Source organism: Dactylosporangium darangshiense (genome assembly GCF_039537565.1).
GTDB lineage: Bacteria > Actinomycetota > Actinomycetes > Mycobacteriales > Micromonosporaceae > Dactylosporangium > Dactylosporangium darangshiense.
The window spans coordinates 199343-219001 of record NZ_BAABAT010000010.1 but is presented as its reverse complement, the minus strand read 5'-3'; the positions used below and the strand labels follow the sequence as shown (position 1 = coordinate 219001).

The window sequence follows — 19659 nt, the reverse complement described above, 5'->3', positions numbered from 1 at the left end:
GGCTACAGCCCCGACTCGGCGGTGCGGACCAGGATGCGGCGGCACTCCTCGCAGCGCACGACCTCGTCCGGCGCCGAGGCCTTCACACGGGCCTTGTCGCCGCCGGACAGCTCGAGGCGGCAGCCCTCGCACCGGCCGTGGCGCAGCATCGCCGCGCCGATGCCGCCGCTGCTCTCGCGGATCTTGTCGTAGAGGCCGACGAGGTCGGCGGGCAGGTCGGCGGCGAGCGGGCGGCGGCCGGCCCGGCGGAACTCCTCGTCCTTGGCGATCGCGGCGAGGGACTCGTCGCGGCGGCGCTCGGACTCGGCGCGGGTGGCCCGGCGGGCCTCCAGGGCGGTGACGACCTCGTCGAGGGTGGCCTGCGCGGTCTCGCGCTGCTCCATGAGCTCGAGCTCGGCGTCCTCGAGCTCGGACTGGCGGCGGTTGAGCGTGGCGATCTCGTGCTGGAGCGCCTCGAGCTCGCGGGCCGGTCCGGTGCCCGCGTCGAGGCGGGACTGGTCCTTCTCCTTGCGCGCGCGGACCTGCTCGGCGTCGCGCTCGAGCCGCTCGATGTCTCGGTCGAGGTCGTCGACGGCCACCTGCGCGCGGACCCGGTTGTCCTCCGCCGTGGACAGCTCGCGCGCCAGCTTGTCGAGCTCGGCGTGCTCGGGCAGGGCCTTGCGCTTGTGCGCGAGCTGCGTCAGCGCGATGTCGATCGCCTGCAGGTCGAGCAGCCGGCGTTGCGCTTCCGGATCGGCCTTCACGAGTGATTACCCTCCAACAGGACCCAGGGTGAGGTGTCCACATCGGACACCAAGGTCTGCACGCCGGCCTCGGCGCGCAGGAATGCCGCAACGTCGTCGAGCCACGGCCGCTCGGACGCCCAGTGCGTGACGTCGACGAGCGCCGGGCCGCCGCCGGCGAGATGCTCCTGCGCCGGGTGGTGGCGCAGATCCGCGGTCAAGTATGCGTCAACGCCGGACCGCGCCGCGTCGGCCAGGAACGCGTCGCCGGCGCCGCCGGACACCGCGACCGTGGCCACGGTGGCGTCCGGGTCGCCGGCCGCCCGCACCGCACCGGCGGTCTTCGGCAGGCGCGCGGCCGCGTGCGCGGTGAACGCGGCGAGGCTCATCGGCTCCGGCAGCCGCCCGATGCGGCCGTGCCCGCGCTCGGGGGCGCGGGGGTCGGGCCGCAGCGGGCGGACGTCCACCAGGCCGAGGGCGGCCGCGAGGGCGTCGGACACGCCGGGGTTGGCCACGTCGCCGTTGGTGTGCGCGGTGTACAGCGCGATGCCGGACCGGATCATGCGGTGCACGATCCGGCCCTTGTACGTCGTCGGCGCGACGCTCGACACCCCGCGCAGCAGCAGCGGGTGGTGTGTGAAGACGAACTCGGCACCGGCCGCCTCCGCCTCGTCGACGACCGCGGGGTCGCAGTCGACGGCGAGCAGCACACGGGTGACCTCCGCGTCCGGCTCGCCGAGGACGAACCCGACGCGGTCCCAGTCCTCGGCCCACTCGGTCGGGTACCGCTGCTGCAACAGCTCTATGAGGTCGGCGACGCGCACGGCGTAACGTTAGTCCACGGCGCCCCCACCGGCGATGCGCTGGGCCTGCACGGACGGGTGCTCGTCGAGGGCGTCCAGCGGCAGGTGCCACGGGAAGTCCGTGCGCGTCTCGCCGACGCCGGGCTGGTGCAGCTCGACGACGTCGTCGCCGTAGAGGACGGTGACGCCCCAGGACCGCAGCCGGTCGATCGACTCGCCGAAGGCGGGATGGGCGGCCATGGCGCGGTTGGTGTACGGCACGGCGACGATCGGCAGGCCCAGGCCGAGCCCCTCGACGATGAGGCCGAGGGCGAGCGTGTCGGCGATGCCGGCCGACCACTTGTTGATCGTGTTGACGGTGGCCGGCGCGACGATCATCGCCTCGGCGGCGGGCAGGACGTCGGGTTCGCCGGGGTACTTGTAACGGTGGCGCACCGGGTGGCCCGTCTGGTCGACGAGCGTGGGGATGTCGAGCCACTTGAGGGCGTCCGGCGTGGCGACCACGCAGACGTCCCAGCCCCGCTGCTGCGCGAGCGAGACCAGATTGCCGACGCCCTGGGCGGCCGGGGAGCCACATACGACGGCGTAGAGGACGGGTCCGGACATGCCGGCATTGTGCCCTGTGCTCAGACCCCCACACCCATGTGCTCGGCGAGTTCCGCCACCGGGGCCGACGGGGTGCCCCGCGTGCGGCGCAGGACGTCGCTGAGCACCTCACGGGCCAGGGGGCGGCAGCGGATCTCGGAAGGTGCCAGGCGGTCGCCCTCGAGCAGCATCTCGCTGGCGGCGTCGATGTCGCCGATGAGGGCGCGGGCGCGGGCCTGGTCCAGGAAGTGGTGCGCGCGGCGCTCCGGCAGCAGGGCGTGGAAGCCTTCAAGATCGAGATTTTCGTGTACCTCAACAGCCGCCCGCCCCTCGCCCAGCTCCACGGCGGCGGCCGCCCGGTGCAGCTGGACGTTCGCCGGGCCGAAGCACGACCAGTAGTAGTTGGCGTCGCTGGGCAGGCCGCGGGCCGCGTCCTCGGCGCCGGCGAGCAGGTCGCGCACGGTGGCGCTGTCGCCGATGCGCGCGGCGGCCATCGCGCCCTGCAGGAGCAGCTGGCCGTAGACGGAGAGGCGCTCGGGGGTGCAGTCGTTGCCGTCGGTACCCGGTGCGAGCCGGTTGGCGATGTTGACGTTGATCTCCAGGGCGGGCCGGGCGCGCCCGAGCGCCAGCAGCGACAGCGCGACCCGCGTCGTGGCGGTGCCGGCCAGCAGCTGGTCGCCGGCGCGCTGGGACACCGCGATCGAGCGGTCCGCGGCCAGCCACGCAAGCTCGTGCTCGCCGAGCTTGCGCAGGGCGGACGAGGCGATCTGGTAGACCTGCCCGAGCAGGTGGGCGGCCTGCTCGCCCTGCGGGCCGTCGCTGTAGGCGGTGTCGGCGGCCTGCGCCTCGCGCAGCAGGCGGGGCAGGGTGCGGGTCAGCATGCCGTACTTCGCGTGCTGGAACGACATCCAGGCGTGCGCCACCGCCTTGCGCATCTCCGGCAGCGGCGGCGACTCCGGCGGGGCGTAGAAGAACGCGCTGATCTGGTCGTAGCGCTCCAGCGCCGCCCGGATCTCCTCGACCTCGACCTGGTCGACGCAGTTGACGCTGTCCGGCCGGCGCTCCGGGTCGCGGCCCAGCAGGATCTGCACGTCCAGCTGCAGCACGTCGGCGATCTCGTACACCACCGAGAACTTGTCCAGCCGCCGCACGCCGCGCTCGACCTTGTCGACCCAGCTCTTGGACTTGCCGAGCCGGTCCGCGAAGACCTGCTGCGACATCTTGCGCCGATTCCGCCAGTACGCCACACGGCGGCCGATCGGCAACTCATCCACGTCGCTCACCTCCGGAGGTCACCCGGGCGGTCGACATCGCACGAGTTGTGCGGTCCATCCCCGGCACCTGCTCATACGTTCCGATGTGCAAGTTGCAGACCCCGTTGCCGAGCCCGACGACGCGCAAGGCGTCCGGTGCGGCGACGTGGTCCTGTGCGCACTTCTGAGTGAACTCGACTGGCAGGAGACGATCATGCTCTCGTGGGAACGGTCGCGACTGCGCAAGGCCGCCGGCCGCTACGCCGCGCACGGCTGGCCGGTGCGGCCGGGCGCCTTCCTGACCGCCCGGCACGCGGTCGGGCACGCGCGGCAGCGCCGCTTCCACTGCGGCACCCCGGGCTGCCCGACCGTGGCCTGCCACCCGACCGGCCTGCCGGTCACCTTCGGCGAGGAGGCGGCCGCCGCGCTGTGGCAGGAGCACCCGTACACGGTTTTGCTGCCCACCGGCTACGCCTTCGACGTGCTGGAGGTGCCGGCCGCCCTGGGCCGCGCCACGCTGCTCGCCGACGGCTTCGAGGCCGCACGCGGCCCGGTGGCCGTGGCGCCCGGCGAGCGCTGGATGTTCCTGGTGCTGCCCGGCCACGGGCTGCTCCCCGAGCTCTCCGCGCACCCCGGCGTCCTGCTGCACGGGCAGGACTCGTGGGTCCCCGCGCCGCCGAGCCCGCAGTTCGGCGGTCGCGTGCGGTGGGAGCTGCCGCCGGACGCGCACTCGTGGAAGCCGGCCGAGCCCTACGCGGTGCAGGCCCTCATGCTCGACGCCATCGGCGCGGGGCCGCCGTCCACGGCGGTTCGGCGCACCGCCTGGCGCGCCGTTGCCTGAATGCGTCGAGATCGTCACTACCGGCTCTCTCACGGAAAGATTCACGTGCAGAATTCATGCCGGTGCCCAACGTATCGACGCGCTAGCCCCAAGTCGACCCTTGAAATTCGACCTAAGTACTCAAGGATAGCGAGGGTACCTACTCATAATTTGGAATTGATCTACTCTATTGATCAATACCAACCCGAATGGGTGACAAAGGCGGACCGTTAGGGTTCTTGATTCCGGGAACTTGTATCGCCACTTGCGTCATACCGTAGCGAAAGAATGGGGGCCGCGGTGCGGCCCCCTTCTCCTTCTGGCGATGACGCTCGGTGATTACGAGTCGCCGCCGGTCTCGCCGACCGGCGCGGCGTTGACGTCGTCGATCGCGTACTTCTTGGCCGCGTCCGCCGGCGCCGAGGCCGGCACCTCGCCCCGGCGGGCGAGCTGGCGCAGCGTCGCCACCACGATCGACTCGGCGTCGACGTGGAAGTGCCGGCGCAGGGCGTGGCGGGTGTCGGAGAGGCCGAACCCGTCGGTGCCCAGCGAGGTGTAGTCGTTCGGCACCCAGCGGGCGACCAGATCCGGCACGGCCCGCATGAAGTCGCTGACCGCGATGACCGGGCCGGTGGTGTCCTGCAGCACGCGGGTCACGTAGGGCACCTGCGGCTCGTCCGCCGGGTGGAGCAGGTTGTGCTCCTCGGCCTGGACCGCGTCGCGGCGCAGCTCCGTCCACGACGTCGCCGACCACACGTCGGCGGCCACGCCCCACTCCTCGGCGAGCAGCTTCTGCGCCTTGAGCGCCCACTGCATGCCCGTGCCCGAGGCCAGCAGCTGCGCCTTCGGGCCCTCCTGGACCGGCGCGGCGGCGTAGCGGTACAGGCCCCGCAGCAGCCCGTCGACGTCGAGGCCCTCGGGCTCGGCCGGCTGGTAGATCGGCTCGTTGTACACCGTCAGGTAGTAGATGAGGTCCTCGGGGGCCTCGCCGTACATCCGGTTGACGGCGTTCTCGGTGATGTGCGCGAGCTCGTACCCGAAGGCGGGGTCGTAGGCCACCACGGCCGGGTTGGTCGCCGCGATGAGCAGCGAGTGCCCGTCCTCGTGCTGCAGGCCCTCGCCGTTGAGAGTGGTCCGCCCGGCGGTGGCGCCCAGCAGGAAGCCGCGCGACATCTGGTCGGCGGCCGCCCAGATCCCGTCGGCCGTGCGCTGGAAGCCGAACATCGAATAGAAGATGTACACCGGGATGATCGGCTGCCCGTGCGTCGCGTAGCTGGTCGCGGCGGCGGTGAACGAGGCGACCGAGCCGGCCTCGTTGATGCCCTCGTGCAGGATCTGGCCCTGCGCGGACTCGCGGTAGGACAGGAACAGCTCCCGGTCCACCGGCGTGTAGTTCTGCCCGTGCGGCGAGTAGATCTTCGCCGTCGGGAACAGCGAGTCCATGCCGAACGTGCGGGCCTCGTCGGGGATGACCGGCACCCAGCGCTTGCCCATGCCCTTGTCGCGCATGAGGTCCTTGAGCATGCGCACGAAGGCCATCGTGGTGGCGACCTTCTGCTTGCCGGAGCCCCGCTTGATGTCGCCGTACACGGAGCTTTCCGGCAGCTGCAGCGGGATGTGCGTGGTGCGCCGGTCGGGCACCGACCCGCCGAGCGTGCGCCGGCGCTCGCGCATGTACTCCATCTCCTCGGACTTCTCGTCCGGGCGGTAGTACGGCACCGCGTAGGGGTTCTCGCCGATCGCGCTGTCGGGGATGTCGAGGTACAGCCGGTCGCGGAAGTCCTTGACGTCCTGCAGGGTCAGCTTCTTCATCTGGTGCGTGGCGTTGCGGCCCTCGAAGTGCGAGCCCAGCGTCCAGCCCTTGATGGTCTTGGCGAGGATGACCGTCGGCTGCCCGGTGTGCTCGGTGGCCGCCTTGTACGCCGCGTAGAGCTTGCGGTAGTCGTGCCCGCCGCGCTTGAGGTTCCAGATCTCGTCGTCGGAGAGGTGCTCGACCATCTTGCGGGTGCGCGGGTCACGGCCGAAGAAGTGCTCGCGGACGTAGGCGCCGGACTCGGCCTTGTACGTCTGGTAGTCGCCGTCGGGCGTGACGTTCATCAGGTTGACCAGCGCGCCGTCGGTGTCGGCGGCGAGCAGCGGGTCCCACTCGCGGCCCCAGACGACCTTGATCACGTTCCAGCCGGCGCCGCGGAAGAACGCCTCGAGCTCCTGCATGATCTTGCCGTTGCCGCGGACCGGGCCGTCGAGGCGCTGCAGGTTGCAGTTGATCACGAAGGTGAGGTTGTCGAGCTCCTCGCGGGCCGCGAGGCCGATCGCGCCGAGCGACTCGGGCTCGTCCATCTCGCCGTCGCCGAGGAACGCCCATACGTGCTGGTCGGACGTGTCCTTGAAGCCGCGGTTGTGCAAGTACCGGTTGAAGCGGGCCTGGTAGATCGCGTTGATGCCGCCGAGGCCCATCGAGACCGTCGGGAACTCCCAGAAGCCCGGCATGAGCCGCGGGTGCGGGTAGCTGGGCAGGCCGCCGCCGAGGCCGCGGTGCGACAGCTCCTGGCGGAAGCCGTCGAGCTGCTGCTCGCTCAGCCGGCCCTCGAGGAACGCGCGTGCGTACATGCCCGGGGAGGCGTGGCCCTGGAAGAACACCTGGTCGCCGCCGCCGGCGTGGTCCTTGCCGCGGAAGAAGTGGTTGAAGCCGACCTCGTAAAGGCTCGCGGCGCTGGCGAACGTGGAGATGTGGCCGCCGACGCCGACGTCCGGGCGCTGCGCGCGCTGCACGAGCATGGCGGCGTTCCAGCGGATGTACGCCCGGATGCGCCGCTCGATGTGCTCATTGCCGGGGAACCACGGCTCCCGCTCCGGCGGGATGGTGTTGATGTAGTCGGTCGTGGTGAGCGGCGGGACGCCGACCTGTCGCTCCCGCGCGCGCTCCAGCAGTCGCAGCATCACGTAACGGGCGCGCTTCGTGCCGCGCTCGTCGATGACGCCGTCCAGCGACTCGACCCACTCCGTGGTCTCCTCGGGATCGATGTCGGGCAACTGGCTCGGTAGGCCGTCGCTGATCACCGGGCGCTTGCGTTCGGTGGACACAGGCGTTCCTTCTGGGTTGCTAGCGACCGGCGGTGTTGCTCGGCGGGAAACGTCGGGCGCTGCGACCGGTCTGGGTGGCCTGGGGTGTGGCTCGAATGGTTCATGGCCGTTGTTGAGCCCATGTCCATCCTGCCTGGCTTCGGTGCCGTCCGTCACGCCTACCGGACGCCAAGTGCGACGCTCGACACGATACCCGCGGGTAACTTCTGTGGCGTCTCGCTATTGACGCGGACGTGACATTACGAGTATCTCAGGTGCGCGCGTGGGCTACCGTGCGGGCCGTGCCCGAATACGCCGTGATACCGATCATCCTGATCGCCGTCGCCATCGTCGTGATCCTCTTCGTGCGCACGACCCGCTCCTCCCTGCGGTCCCGGCAGGATCCGCGGGCAGGCGGAGCAACCCGCCCGGTCTCCAACGTCACGTACGGCACCCCACTGGATGCCAGCTGGACCCCCGACAACAACCCGGCGGCACACACCGGCTCATCGTCGTCCGGCCACCACCACGACCACCATCACCACCAGCAGGACAGCCACGGCCACAGCCACAGCCACCACCACGACTCGGGATCCTCCTCGTGGAGCGATTCGGGCTCCTCGTCCTCGTGGAGCGACTCCGGGTCATCGTGGAGCGACTCCGGGTCGTCCTGGAGCGACTCCGGGTCATCCTCGTCGGGTGACTCGGGAAGTTCCTCGTCGAGCGACTCCGGGTCGTCGTCGTAAACGGCGCGGCAACTGCGAGACTGTGTCGATGCGCACCGAGGTGATCACGATCCGGACCGGCTCCCGGCCGGTCGTGCGGGACATCACGGGCGAGGCGAACCGGTTCGTCGAGGGCCAGGGCGACGGGCTGCTGCACGTCTTCGTGCCGCACGCCACCGCCGGGGTCGCCGTCATCGAGACCGGCGCCGGCAGCGACGACGACCTGCTGCGCGCCCTCGACGACGTGCTGCCGGCCGACGACCGCTGGCGGCACCGGCACGGCTCGCCCGGGCACGGGCGCGACCACGTGATGCCGGCCTTCGTCGCCCCCTACGCCACCCTGCCCGTCGTCGGCGGCCGGATCGCGCTCGGCACGTGGCAGTCGGTGTGCCTGGTGGACCCCAACGGCGACAACGCCACACGCCAGGTCCGTCTGAGTTTCATTCCCGGATGACAGGATGCAGTCGTGATCGAGCGCCGCGTCGCCGTCGTGTTCCTCGTCGACCCCGAGGGACGCCTGCTCATGCAGCACCGCGACCAGCACGCCAGGGTGTCGCCCAACCAGTGGGCGCTGCCGGGCGGCAAGATCGAGGAGGGCGAGTCGCCGGAGGAGGCGGCCCGCCGCGAGGTCCGCGAGGAGACCGGCCTTGACGCGGGGGCCATCGCGGCGTACCTCGTCGGCACCCGCCCCTCGGTGACCACCGTCGACGGTGAGGTCGAGATGCACGTCTTCTACGGCCCGACCGAGGCCACCCAGGACGACGTGGTGCTCGGCGAGGGCCAGGCCATGGTGTTCCTCACACCCGACGAGGCGCTCGCCCGGGACCTCGGCGTCACCGCCGCCCTGCTGCTGCCCAAGTTCCTCGCCTCGGAGCAGTACAGGGCGCTGGCCGGACGCTCCCGCCGGTAGCCTGTGCGAGGCCCGAATCGCCGCTCCCACCGGCCTCGGGTGGCATCCGATGACCGCTTTCGGCCATGCTGTCGAGCGTGACCACTCCTCAGGATCTCGACGAGCGGTTCCGCGCCGAGCTTGCCGGGCTCGTCGCCGCCGCCTCCGTGCGGGACCTCGACGAGCCCGTCCGCGAGGACACAGCGCTGACCGGGGAGCAGGCGCGCGCGCTCTACGACGCCCAGTCGACGAGCCGCCACCTCGACCTGGCCGCCCGGTGGCTGCGCGGCTTCGACGCCGGGTACTACACCATCGGCTCGTCCGGCCACGAGGGGAACGCGGCGGTCGCGGCCGCGCTGCGCCCGACCGATCCCGCCCTGCTGCACTACCGCTCCGGCGGCTTCTACTGCATGCGCGGCGCCCAGGTCGCCGGCAGCGACCCGATCCGCGACGTGCTGCGCGGCGTGGTCGCCTCGGCGAAGGAGCCCATCGCCGGCGGCCGGCACAAGGTCTTCGGCCACGCCGACCTGCACGTGATCCCGACCACGTCGACGATCGCGTCGCACCTGCCCCGGGCCGTCGGCGTCGCGTACGCACTCGGCCGCGGCCGGCGGCTCAACCCGCCCGGCGGCGGGCACGGCTGGCCCGCCGACGCCGTCGTCGTGTGCTCGTTCGGCGACGCCTCGATCAACCACGCCGCCGCGACGGCCGCGTTCAACACCGCGGGCTGGTGCGACCACATCGGGCTCAAGCTGCCGCTGCTGTTCGTGTGCGAGGACAACGGCCTGGGCATCAGCGTACGCTCGCCCGAGGGCTGGGTCGCCGCGGCGCTGTCCAGCCGCCCCGGCCTGCGCTACTACGCCGCCGACGGCTGCGACGCCGCCGCCACCTACGACCGGGCCGCCGAGGCGGCGGCGTGGGTGCGCCGGTACCGCCGCCCCGCCGTGCTGCACCTGAGCACCATCCGGCTGATGGGCCACGCGGGCGCCGACGCCGAGATGGCGTACCGCTCGCCGGTGGAGATCGCCGCCGACCTGGCCCGCGACCCGCTCGTGCGCACCGCCCGGCTGCTCGTCGAGGCCGGCGTGGCCACCCCGGCCGAGGTCATGACCCGCTACGACGAGATCGGCTGGGAGGTGCGCCGCATCGCCGAGGAGGTGCTCGCCGAGCCGAAGCTGGGCAGCGCCTCGGAGGTCACCGCGACGCTCGCGCCGCGCCGCCCGGTGCGCGTCTCGCGGGCCGTCGCCGACGCTGCCACGCACCTGGCCGACGACGACCTCGCCGAGGACCTCGACGGGGAACTGGACGACGACCTGGAGTTCACCCCGTCCGCGCCCGCCGGGCCCGCTGTGCCCGCCGGAGAGCCGCTCTGGGCGACCGGGGAGGCGCACTCACCCGTCGCCGTGGCCGAGACCGGCACGGATGAGGACGAGTGGCCCGAGCCGACCCCGCCGGACGCCGGGCCGCCCGCACCGCAGCCCGAGCCCGCACCGGAGCCCGCGCGGTCCGTCCGGCCGGTCTCCGGCACGCCGCGCAGCACCGGCAACGGCCACCCGGTCTCGCGGGCGGAGGCGTTCGCCGGGAAGTTACCCGAGCGGGCCGGCCCGCTCACCCTCGCCCAGACGATCAACGCCACCCTGACCGACGCGATGCTGGCGTACCCCCAGATGCTCGTCTTCGGCGAGGACGTCGCGGCGAAGGGCGGCGTCTACGGGGTCACCAAGGGCCTGCGGGACCGCTTCGGCGCCACGCGCGCCTTCGACACCCTCCTCGACGAGACCAGCATCCTGGGCCTCGGGCTCGGCGCCGGCATCGCCGGGATGCTGCCGGTGCCCGAGATCCAGTACCTCGCCTACCTGCACAACGCCGAGGACCAGCTGCGCGGCGAGGCCGCCACCATGCAGTTCTTCTCGCAGGGCGCCTTCCACAACCCGATGGTCGTGCGCGTCGCCGGCCTGGCATACCAGCTCGGCTTCGGCGGGCACTTCCACAACGACAACGCCCTGGCCGTGCTGCGCGACATCCCGGGCCTGGTGGTGGCCGCGCCGAGCCGGGCCGAGGACGCCGCTCCCATGCTGCGCACCTGCCTGGCCAGCGCCATCGTCGACGGCAGCGTGTGCGTGTTCCTCGAGCCCATCGCGCTGTACCACACCAGGGACCTGCACACCGAGAACGACAACTGGTGGCTGTCGGACTACGCACCGCCCAGCGAGTGGCCGGCCATCCATGTGCCGATCGGGCGCGCCCGGGCGTACAGCAACGGCCCGAACGACGACGTCACCATCATCACCTTCGGCAACGGGGTCCGGCTCTCGCTGCGCGCCGCCGCGCGCCTGACCGCCGAGGGCATCGCCTGCCGGGTGGTCGACCTGCGGTGGCTGTCGCCCCTGCCGGTGGGCGACATCATCAAGAACGCCTCGGACACCGGCCGGGTGCTGGTCGTCGACGAGACCCGCCGCTCGGGCGGGGTCGGCGAGGGGGTGATCGCGGCCCTGGTCGACGCCGGATACGTCGGCGTGGCCCGCCGGGTGGCCGCCGTCGACTCGTTCGTGCCCCTCGGACCGGCCGCCAACCACGTCCTCGTGTCGGAGGAACAGATCGTCCAGGGCGCGAGATCGCTGCTGGCCCGGTAACTTGGACCGATAGTTTTTCGATCGCATCGGTGCGCCACTTGCGTTGACGGCCCGTACTGTGTGGACTACGCGCTAACAGTGGTTGTTGCGACAGGAGGCAGTGGACAGTGAACGCGACCGCGGGTCAGGCCGAGGTGAAGAGCCTGGCGGACCGGTTCGGAGTCGAACCGGGCATGGTCGTTATGGAGATGGGGTACGACGACGACGTCGACCAGGATCTCCGCGACGTCCTGATCGACCGGTGCGGGGACCTGGTTGACGAGGAGACCGACGAGGTCGTCGACGTGGTGCTGCTCTGGTGGCGCGACGACGACGGCGACCTGGTCGAGACGCTCATCGACGCGCTCGGCCCGCTGGCGGACAACGGCGTGGTGTGGCTGCTGACCCCCAAGGCCGGCCGACCCGGGCACGTCGAGCCGAGCGAGATCAACGAGTCGGCTCCCACCGCGGGGTTGCAGCAGACCTCCACGGTCAACGCGGGCAAGGACTGGACCGCGGCGCGCCTGGTCGCGCCCCGCGCCGCTCGGTCCCGCCGCTAGCTCCGTACGCTTCGCCGGCCGCGCCCCTGACTCAGGCGCGGCCCGCTGGCTACTGTTGCTTCGTTTCGTTGGTACCCCGCTCAGGCCGTCGGCTGCGGGGTCACCTTCTTCGAGGTCGACGCGGACGGGCTGCCGGACCCCCAGCCCGAGGTCGACGTCGACGGGTTGGGCTTCTTCGTGGTCGTCGCCGTGCCCGGCTGCCAGTCGCCGGGCATGAACAGCCGGACCTGCGAGAAGCTCGCGTCCGCGGTCTGGTCGGCCAGCGCGAACGCACCCAGGTCCACCTTGCCGCTGTGGATCTGTGCGTCGGTCACCGGCCCGAACTGCATGCCGTTGACGTACGCGTTGAGCTGGTCGCCCTCGATCTTGAACGCCACGTACGGGTCCCCGGTGACCTGGATCTGCCAGTCCTTGAGCAGCGAGTCCGGCCCCGGCGCCTTGTTGCCCAGCCGGTACAGCCGCAGGTGGCCGTCCGCGCAATAGCCCAGCGTGTAGCCCTTGTCCCCGGTCCGCAGCCACATGCCCGCGCACCCCTGCGCCGCGTGGACCTTCGCCTCGATGCTGCCGTCGTTCATCGGCACGTCCAGCGCCGGCTTCAACGTGCACCCGATCAGTGCCGGCGCCGCCTCGGTCGTCACCCGCAGCCGGTCCCGGTTCACGTCGCAGCGCCCGCCCTCGGACTCCACCTGCGACTTCCAGAGCTGGTCGACGCCGCCGAGCTCCTGCTCACGCCAGCCGTTGGGCACCCAGGCGGGCTCGGCCTCGCGCCCGTAGGTCGGTATGACCTTCGGCCCGTCGCTGGCCTGCACGCCGGCCGAGGTCGACGCGTCGCCGGCGCCGGCCTGGTTGTCGCCCTTGTCCCGGTTCTGGAACACCACGTAGCCGGCCAGCGCGAGCGCGAGCACTAGGATGCCCACCAGCAGCGGCACGGCGACGTTGCGCTTGCGCCCGGGCGCGGGCGCCTCCTCGCGCGGCGGCGGGGCGTAGACGGTCGGCTGCGCGGCCGGCGACACGTACACCTGCTGCGGCGGGGCCATTTGCACCTGCCGCGGCGGCATCGGCGGCGCCACCGCCGGCATCGGGCGCGGCGGCGGGCTCTTGGGCGCCATGGGGCGGATCGGCTGGGTGACTTCGGCCCCGGTGCCGCGGTTCATCTGGTACGCGGCGGGGCTCACCTGGCCGGGCGGGGTCGGGCTCACGGGCATGGCGCTGATCGGGCGCTGCCCGACGGGGGGCGCGCTGACCGGCGGTGCGCTCACCGGGTGCTGGCCGGCCGGGGGCGCGCTGACGGGCGGTGCGCTGACCGGGTATGCGCCCTGTTGAAATCCGGCGGGACTGACCGGAGCCCCGCTCGCCGGTCCGCCGTTCCCCGGAGCTCCCTGGTTCTGGGGCGCCACCGGAGGAACCTGCGGGACCTGAGGCGGGTTTGGCGCGTTTTGCGGCGCGGGGGTGCTTTGGGCGGGTTGCGGGCGGTTCAGGCCGACCCAGGCGCGGAGGCTGCCCTCGGCGACGACGAGCTCCGGCTGCTCGATGATGGTCGGCGCGAGCCCGAGCTCGCGCTGCAGGAGCGTGGCCACGAGCAGCACCCGGCTGGAGCCACCCACCAGGAACAGCCCGGCGAGCTTGTCCTTGTCGACGCCGGCCCATCGCATGACCGCCGACGTCGTGCGCACGGTCTGCTCGAGCAGCGGCCGCGCCTTGTCCTCGAACGCCTCGCGCGTGATGCTGACGTCGGCGGCCGCGATCGGCACGTGCAGCGCCGCCACCGGGGTGCGCGACAGCATCTCCTTGGCGATGCGTGCGTCGTCCCACAGCATGCGGCGGTGCCGCCGGTCCTCGGTGCTCTGCGGCCCGTCCAGCCGGGCCCACACCGCCGGGTCCGTGATCTGCCCGCGCGCGTACTCGACGATCAGCGCGTCCAGGTCGAGCCCGCCGAGGTCGTCGATCCCGTCGACGGCCCGCACGTCGAACCCTTCCCCCGACCGGCTGACCAGGCTGGCGTCGAAGGTGCCGCCACCGAAGTCGTACACCACGAGGCCTTGGTCGGCGGCGAGCGGCTTTTGCAGTACCCCTGCGAAATAGTGCGCGGCGGCAACCGGCTCGGGCATGAGCGCCGGCTGCGGCAGCCCGGCCAGCTTCGCCCCTTCCACCAGCGCGAGGCGCCGGGACACCCCCCACGCGGCCGGGTGGGTCAGCGTGAGCTCGGCCACCGGCCCGCCCGCGACCCGGGTCGCCTCCTGCGCGACGTGCCCCAGCACCGCCCCGATCAGCGTGGGCACCGCGATCTCGCGGTCGCCGAGCAGCACGGTCCCGTCGTCGATGCGCCGCTTCGGGCTGCCTTCGAACCGCGACGGATCGATCCGCGCCGCGTGCTGGGCATCGCGCCCGACCAGCAACGACCCGTCCGTCTGCGCGAACACCGCGGACGGAAGCAGCGGCGAGCCGTCGAACAGCAACGGCCGGACCCTCCCGTCCGGCCACGCCAGAAGCGCAACGGTGTGGGAGGTCCCGAAGTCGATGCCGAGACGAGGCCCTGCTGCCATGCGGGCGAGTGTAGGCCCCCCGTACGAGGCCTGGCATAGTCGAGGCATGACTGTGGATGTCGGAGATCCGGCACCGGCTTTCCTGCTGCGCAACCAGAACAACCAGGAGGTGACCCTGGAGTCGTTCCGCGGCCGAAAGGCGGTGCTCCTGGTCTTCTACCCCCTGGCATTCACCGGCACCTGCCAGGGCGAGCTGACCACACTGCAGCGCGACCTCCCCGACTTCCAGAACGACAGGGTCCAGGTCCTGACCGTGAGCGTCGACAGCCCGTACGCGCACAAGATCTGGGCCGACCGCGAGGGCTACACCTTCCCTCTCCTCTCCGACTTCTGGCCCCACGGCGAGGTCGCCAGGGCCTACGGCGTCCTGAACGAGTCGAAGGGCTACGCCAACCGCGGCACCTTCCTGATCGACACCGACGGCGTGGTGCGCTTCACGGAGCTCTCCCCGGCCTCCCAGCCCCGCGACCAGTCGGCCTGGCGCGAGGCGATCGCCACCCTTTAATACGAGGCAAGCCGCCCCCTCCCCCGGTACCTTCGTCTCACCAGCCCGTTCCGCCCGGCTGGGCCCTCGGGACGCGGTTCGGTAACATCTGGGTACCCGTTCCTCGCCAGAGGAGCAGGGGCGCGTAGCTCAGCGGAAGAGCACCCGCCTTACAAGCGGGGGGTCGTTGGTTCGAACCCAACCGTGCCCACTGTGTTAGCTGCGGCTTCGCCGCGGCGGGGGGGTTCCCACCCCGCACCCCCCATAGCCGCTGCGCGGCCACTGACCGGCGCTGCGCGCGGCCAGCTCACCGGCTCCCTCGACGGCGTCGCTGCGCTCTGCGCCGAGGCTGGACGGACCACCACCTCGCGGCCGCCCGAACCCGCGTCTCGTCCGCCGCTGCTCGCTCCCTCGCCGCGTCCGTCCAGGTCAGACTACTCGCGGGGTACGACAATTCCGCGGCTCTGGGGGGAGACCTCCCGGCCGACGAGGAGTACGCGGGCCAGGGTCGCGAGGTCCCGCCGGAGGCTAAGAGCGTGACTGGACGCGCAGGGCGAGGCCGCGGGAGCCGCGGCTCGGAGCACGAAGGACATCGCGGCAGCTCAAGAGGCAAGAACGATCCGCCGGGACGCCGAATGTCGCCTTCCCCTGCGCCGCGCGGAACGCGGCGCCTTGACTCGGTGAAGCGCTATTCGGCAGCAGCAACAGCGGGACGGTTCATGTGCTGTCGATCCGGATTCGCGGCGACGTCTACGGCGTCCGCTGATCCAGATCTCTTTCCGCACCGGCTGTGACAAGATCACCTCAACATTGACGGTCGGAGGTTCGCGTGGACGCGCCGGAGTGGCAGTACCTGGTCCCGTTCAACGGCAGCGTGGCCGCCACACTCGCACAACTTCGTGCCGACGTGTTTACCCCTGATGACTACTACTGGCCGCACGGGGGCGATCGGCTGAAGCCGACAACGGAGGATGAACTGTTGTCCGACGGGTGGATCCTGGAGGACAGCACTCATTCGATCTTGGACATCTTCGACGTCGGTATCGGCGATCCTGCCGACGATGACGCCTACTGCAAGACCTTCGACGTGACGGACGCCGAGTGCGAGCGAGCGCTTGGCACGACGCGGTTGACGGCGGACGACCTAGCGCGACTGGATGGCCAACTGGCGGGCGCCCTCGGCCAACTCCTCACGGGCTACGGGGTTGGGCGACATCTGATCATCTACGCCGACGGGATGCCCGACCAGATCTTGTTCTTCGGCCACTCGGGAGACTGACCAAGCCCACACAGACCACTTGAGGCACGCGAGGGGCGCGGCGGGTTCGGACAGGGTCTTTGACTTGCCGAAAGATGACCGCCTTCCGCGCACAACTGCCGCCACGGCCGAGTGAACCGTTGTCGGCGTCAGGACGCCCGCCGGTGGCCTGAAGCTGGCGGATCAAGCATGCGGGTACCGGCCATCCGAAAGCGATGGACTGGCCCGCGCCAGGAGGTTCCGGGCGCGGGCACCGAATAGGCCGTACGGCAACGCTTACGGCAACCGCCATAAACGCGTCCGGTCACCGGCGGTCTGCGCCGAACGGTTCCTGCACGCCAGCCGGTGACCTTCCCGTCGCCCGCCGCCGGCGCCCCGTCGTCCTGGTGGCCTTCGGCGCGGCCTTGGCGGTCTTCTCCGGCATCTTCGCCGCCGTTGCCTCGGGTGTCGCGTCGGCGGCGCGCGCTGCTCACCGCCCGTGGAGACTGTTGCTGGCCCGAGATCCGTACGCAACTTCGGCGGCCCGCCGGGGGTCATATGGATATGCGGATCGTTGTGCTCGCCGCCTGCGGCCTGTTGCTCACCGGCTGCGCCGGAGGTAGCACGTCCACGAACGCTCCCACCGACGCATCGACGGCCGTGCCGGTCGTGGCGGCGCCCAGCCCGACGAACGGTTGGTGCGCCGATCCTGAGCTCAACGACAAGCAGGTGACGTTCGCGAGCCAGGGCGGGTACCTCGCGGCGTACCTGCTCGGCGACGCCCGCGCCAAGGTCGCCCTGGTCGTTGCGCCACAGTCCGGCGCCGATGCTTGCTCGTGGCTCGAGTGGGCGAAACGGCAGGCGGCGGTCGGGTATCGGGTGCTCGCGTTCGACTTCAGCGGCGAGGGGCGGTCGGTCCGCGGCATCACCGGCACCTTCACAGCCTCCGGCGACGTCGAGGCGGCCGCCGCCTACGTTCGGGAACAGGGGGCTGTCGGCGTGGTCCTGGTCGGCGCGTCGCGCGGCGGCACCGCGGTGCTGGTGGCGGCCGCCCGCCTCACGCCGCCGGCCGCCGGGGTGGTCAGCGTGTCGGGGGTTGCCGAGTACATGCACGAGAGCGCGGTGCAGGCCGCGCCGCGGCTGACGGTGCCCGTGCTGTTTCTGGTGGCGGCGGACGACAGCAGGGCCGCCGATGACGCGCGGACGATGTACGACGCCACGCCGGGTGGGCGCCGCACACTGAGCGTGGTTCCGGGGCGGGGGCATGGCAGGGCGCTGCTGACGGTGGGCGCCGACGGCTCCGCCGAGGCGTCCGCGGCCATCGCGGCCTTCCTGACCGCCAACGCCAAGCCCGCCTGACCTCGTACAGCCAGCCGAGCCCGCCGAATGAGGCGGGCCCCCGTACGGCGACGCTTACGGCAACCGTTGCGGACGGGTTCGGACGACATGGGCCTGCATCGGATAGTTTCCTGCACGTCAGGGACACAAACGGACGGCTGCGGACGGAACGGGCAGAACGTACAAGCGGGGGGTTGTTTGTTCGAACCCAACCGTGCCCACCAGCACTAACATGCCCCCCGTGGCCGGCCCTTACGGCAACGACCCGGTTCATCTGACGCAGACCAGGTGCGGCCGGTTAAGGCCGGCTCCGGGGTGGCGCCGATAGGATGGCAGCTATGAGCGCAGGAAGCGTCGGTCGGCACATGCCTTCCGTCATCACGCTCGACGACCTTGCCGCCATGATCGCCGAGGACCCGCACGGACATCGGTATGAGATCAGCCCCGAGGGAGCGCTGTCGGTCATGCCGCCGCCCGATTCCGAGCACGCCGCGATCGCCAGCCGTCTGCTGGTCTGGCTCGCCGTCGCCGGTTGGCCGGCGGAGCAGATCCTGCAGGCGGCGGGTATCCGCATCAGCGGGCCCACCGGCGAAGGCGCCCGCATTCCCGACTTGACCCTCTGGTCGATGCCGCAGCCGCGCAGCGTCTGGCTTGCCCTCACCGATCTGCTGCTGGTTGTCGAGATCGTGTCGCCGGGCTCCGAGGCGATGGACGAGATGGTCAAGCGGCACGAATACGCAGCGGCCGGCATCCCCCGGTACGGGGTAGTCGATCGGGATGCCGCGCTGACCGTCACGCTGCACCAGCTCGGCCGGTCAGGCGAGTACGAGGTTGCCACCAAGATGCCGCTGGCCTGGCTGCTGAACACGGCGCCGGCGGATCACCTGAGCTGAACGGACCCGCATCGCCGCTGCCACCAAGTCTGCCCGACACCGATAACACGTCGACTGCCCACATCGTCCGGTAGGCCGCGCCTTCTTACGGCAACGTTTACGGCAACCGCCGCGAACTTCCGAGGACGGCCCGGACCGCCAACGAATCGTCTTCGCACATGACGGGACCTGAGCGGACCGCGACGGACTGAACGGGCAGAACCCGGGGGTCCGCGCCGACGTCCCGGCCTGCCGGACCGGCACCGGCTGGTGGTGGCTTCGCGCGGCCCCGCCGGCGGTGCTGCTGCTCACCCACCTCGGCGGGTACGCCGCCGCGCGGGCGCCGAAACCCCAGAAGGAAGTGCTCGCGCGGCTACCTTTGCGGGAAGCGGCCCGGCCGGGTGGCCGAATACCGTCGGGGCATGCACCTGCGCATGCTCATCGCAGTCGCAGTGTTGGTGCTTGCCGGCTGCAGCGGCACCGGCAACCAGCCGTCCCCGTCGCCCGATCCCGGGGGCGCCAGCGACGCCGCACCGCTGCTCGCCGCCGCGCGCTGCATGCGGGCCAACGGTTACCCCGACTATCCCGATCCGGTGCAGCAGGACGGTCGCTGGGTCTTCCCGCTGCGCGCCGACGCGCCGACGCCGCCGGCGGCGTGTGAGTCCCTGTTCGACCAGGGCAAGCAGGGCGGCGAGCGCCGGAACGCGGTGACGCCCGCGGACATGGTCAAGCTGCGGCAGTGGGCGGACTGCATCCGCACGCACGGCGTGCCCGACTGGCCCGACCCCGACAGCGAGGGAACCTTTCAGGCGCCGGCGGCGATCAACCCGTCCGGCGACGACCCGGTCTTCGGGCCGGCGTACCGAGCGTGCGAACGGTACGTGCCGGCCGGCGGCATCGACATCGGCAACGCCGTGAAGCCGCAGCGCTCCTGAGCCGCGGCACGACAAGATCTGGCTGATCGCCAGCGCCAGCGTCCACAGCGCGCGGCAGTCGTAGTGCTCGGCCGCCCGCGCATACAGCTCCTCGGGAGCGCGCCGACCGAACGGCGACGGGATGCACGGCCGCGACCAGCCCCAGAGCCACCCGCTGCGGCTCCGTGAAGTACGGGGCGCCCGGCCTCGCCGCCGTCCGGTCGCGTCGCCGACGGAAA

17 protein-coding genes and 1 tRNA gene are annotated in these 19659 nt (G+C 71.6%); 12 read left to right on the top strand and 6 right to left on the bottom strand.

Going from position 1 to position 19659, the window contains the following annotated elements; all coding sequences use genetic code 11:
• Positions 1-2: 2 nt before the first annotated feature.
• From ABD901_RS20915 to ABD901_RS20900, 4 genes are read right to left on the bottom strand one after another with little or no spacing between them, the layout of a single operon-like run.
• Positions 3-743 (bottom strand): zinc ribbon domain-containing protein, encoded by a 741-nt coding sequence (locus ABD901_RS20915; RefSeq protein ID WP_345128782.1) that lies wholly within the window; start codon positions 741-743, stop codon positions 3-5.
• Positions 740-1546, bottom strand: a complete 807-nt coding sequence (locus ABD901_RS20910) for a Nif3-like dinuclear metal center hexameric protein (RefSeq protein WP_345128781.1) — start codon at positions 1544-1546, stop codon at positions 740-742. Before ABD901_RS20910 ends, ABD901_RS20915 begins: the two co-directional genes overlap by 4 nt.
• 9 nt (positions 1547-1555) lie before the next feature.
• A complete protein-coding gene (locus ABD901_RS20905) occupies positions 1556-2131 on the bottom strand; it encodes a flavoprotein (RefSeq protein ID WP_345128780.1) in 576 nt (191 codons plus the stop codon).
• Positions 2132-2151: 20 nt separating this feature from the next.
• Positions 2152-3384 (bottom strand): helix-turn-helix domain-containing protein, encoded by a 1233-nt coding sequence (locus tag ABD901_RS20900; RefSeq protein ID WP_345128779.1) that lies wholly within the window; start codon positions 3382-3384, stop codon positions 2152-2154.
• Between the two features lie 85 nt (positions 3385-3469).
• Between ABD901_RS20900 and ABD901_RS20895 the strand changes: the two genes are divergently transcribed.
• The gene (locus ABD901_RS20895; RefSeq protein ID WP_345128778.1) at positions 3470-4204 is read left to right on the top strand and encodes a bifunctional DNA primase/polymerase; all 735 of its coding nucleotides are present in this window, start codon (positions 3470-3472) and stop codon (positions 4202-4204) included.
• A gap of 318 nt (positions 4205-4522) precedes the next feature.
• Here ABD901_RS20895 and aceE read toward each other — a convergent pair whose 3' ends face one another.
• Positions 4523-7267: a pyruvate dehydrogenase (acetyl-transferring), homodimeric type gene (gene aceE, locus ABD901_RS20890; RefSeq protein WP_345128777.1), complete on the bottom strand. Its 2745-nt coding sequence runs from the start codon at positions 7265-7267 to the stop codon at positions 4523-4525.
• A 281-nt stretch (positions 7268-7548) separates the two neighbouring features.
• On the opposite strand from aceE, the gene ABD901_RS20885 reads away from it, so the two are divergent.
• From ABD901_RS20885 to ABD901_RS20865, 5 genes are all read left to right on the top strand, one after another.
• Entirely contained in the window at positions 7549-7992 is a 444-nt protein-coding gene (locus tag ABD901_RS20885) for a hypothetical protein (RefSeq protein ID WP_345128776.1), read from the top strand.
• Between the two features lie 28 nt (positions 7993-8020).
• Positions 8021-8425 (top strand): YjbQ family protein, encoded by a 405-nt coding sequence (locus ABD901_RS20880; RefSeq protein WP_345128775.1) that lies wholly within the window; start codon positions 8021-8023, stop codon positions 8423-8425.
• A gap of 12 nt (positions 8426-8437) precedes the next feature.
• The gene (locus ABD901_RS20875) at positions 8438-8881 is read left to right on the top strand and encodes an NUDIX hydrolase (RefSeq protein WP_345128774.1); all 444 of its coding nucleotides are present in this window, start codon (positions 8438-8440) and stop codon (positions 8879-8881) included.
• Between the two features lie 65 nt (positions 8882-8946).
• A complete protein-coding gene (locus ABD901_RS20870; RefSeq protein WP_345128773.1) occupies positions 8947-11493 on the top strand; it encodes a thiamine pyrophosphate-dependent enzyme in 2547 nt (848 codons plus the stop codon).
• 107 nt (positions 11494-11600) lie between these two features.
• Positions 11601-12032 carry a DUF3052 domain-containing protein gene (locus ABD901_RS20865; protein WP_345128772.1) on the top strand — a complete coding sequence of 144 codons (432 nt, stop codon included), beginning with the start codon at positions 11601-11603 and terminating at the stop codon, positions 12030-12032.
• 80 nt (positions 12033-12112) lie between these two features.
• On the opposite strand, the gene ABD901_RS20860 is transcribed toward ABD901_RS20865, so the two are convergent.
• Positions 12113-14575: an Hsp70 family protein gene (locus ABD901_RS20860; protein ID WP_345128771.1), complete on the bottom strand. Its 2463-nt coding sequence runs from the start codon at positions 14573-14575 to the stop codon at positions 12113-12115.
• A 46-nt stretch (positions 14576-14621) separates the two neighbouring features.
• Here ABD901_RS20860 and ABD901_RS20855 point away from each other — a divergent pair, with 46 nt between their 5' ends.
• The 6 genes from ABD901_RS20855 to ABD901_RS20830 all read left to right on the top strand — a co-directional run bounded on the left by ABD901_RS20855 (position 14622) and on the right by ABD901_RS20830 (position 19441).
• Positions 14622-15080: a peroxiredoxin gene (locus ABD901_RS20855; RefSeq protein ID WP_345128770.1), complete on the top strand. Its 459-nt coding sequence runs from the start codon at positions 14622-14624 to the stop codon at positions 15078-15080.
• A gap of 118 nt (positions 15081-15198) precedes the next feature.
• Positions 15199-15270: transfer RNA gene (locus tag ABD901_RS20850), tRNA-Val, on the top strand.
• 618 nt (positions 15271-15888) lie between these two features.
• Positions 15889-16338, top strand: coding sequence for a hypothetical protein (locus ABD901_RS20845; RefSeq protein WP_345128769.1), 450 nt, complete (start codon positions 15889-15891; stop codon positions 16336-16338).
• Positions 16339-16860: 522 nt separating this feature from the next.
• Positions 16861-17655 (top strand): alpha/beta hydrolase family protein, encoded by a 795-nt coding sequence (locus ABD901_RS20840; protein WP_345128768.1) that lies wholly within the window; start codon positions 16861-16863, stop codon positions 17653-17655.
• A 317-nt stretch (positions 17656-17972) separates the two neighbouring features.
• Positions 17973-18527 (top strand): Uma2 family endonuclease, encoded by a 555-nt coding sequence (locus tag ABD901_RS20835; protein ID WP_345128767.1) that lies wholly within the window; start codon positions 17973-17975, stop codon positions 18525-18527.
• 401 nt (positions 18528-18928) lie between these two features.
• Positions 18929-19441, top strand: coding sequence for a hypothetical protein (locus ABD901_RS20830; RefSeq protein ID WP_345128766.1), 513 nt, complete (start codon positions 18929-18931; stop codon positions 19439-19441).
• Positions 19442-19659 lie beyond the last annotated feature (218 nt).

What these genes read in the sequence shown, in the direction of transcription:
- ABD901_RS20905 (WP_345128780.1), bottom strand. Translation starts at nt 2,131, where the DNA reads ATGTCCGGACCCGTCCTCTACGCCGTCGTATGTGGCTCCCCGGCCGCC.
- ABD901_RS20880 (WP_345128775.1), top strand. Translation starts at nt 8,021, where the DNA reads ATGCGCACCGAGGTGATCACGATCCGGACCGGCTCCCGGCCGGTCGTG.
- ABD901_RS20870 (WP_345128773.1), top strand. Translation starts at nt 8,947, where the DNA reads ATGCTGTCGAGCGTGACCACTCCTCAGGATCTCGACGAGCGGTTCCGC.
- ABD901_RS20860 (WP_345128771.1), bottom strand. Translation starts at nt 14,575, where the DNA reads ATGGCAGCAGGGCCTCGTCTCGGCATCGACTTCGGGACCTCCCACACC.
- ABD901_RS20855 (WP_345128770.1), top strand. Translation starts at nt 14,622, where the DNA reads ATGACTGTGGATGTCGGAGATCCGGCACCGGCTTTCCTGCTGCGCAAC.
- ABD901_RS20840 (WP_345128768.1), top strand. Translation starts at nt 16,861, where the DNA reads ATGCGGATCGTTGTGCTCGCCGCCTGCGGCCTGTTGCTCACCGGCTGC.
- ABD901_RS20835 (WP_345128767.1), top strand. Translation starts at nt 17,973, where the DNA reads ATGAGCGCAGGAAGCGTCGGTCGGCACATGCCTTCCGTCATCACGCTC.
- ABD901_RS20830 (WP_345128766.1), top strand. Translation starts at nt 18,929, where the DNA reads ATGCACCTGCGCATGCTCATCGCAGTCGCAGTGTTGGTGCTTGCCGGC.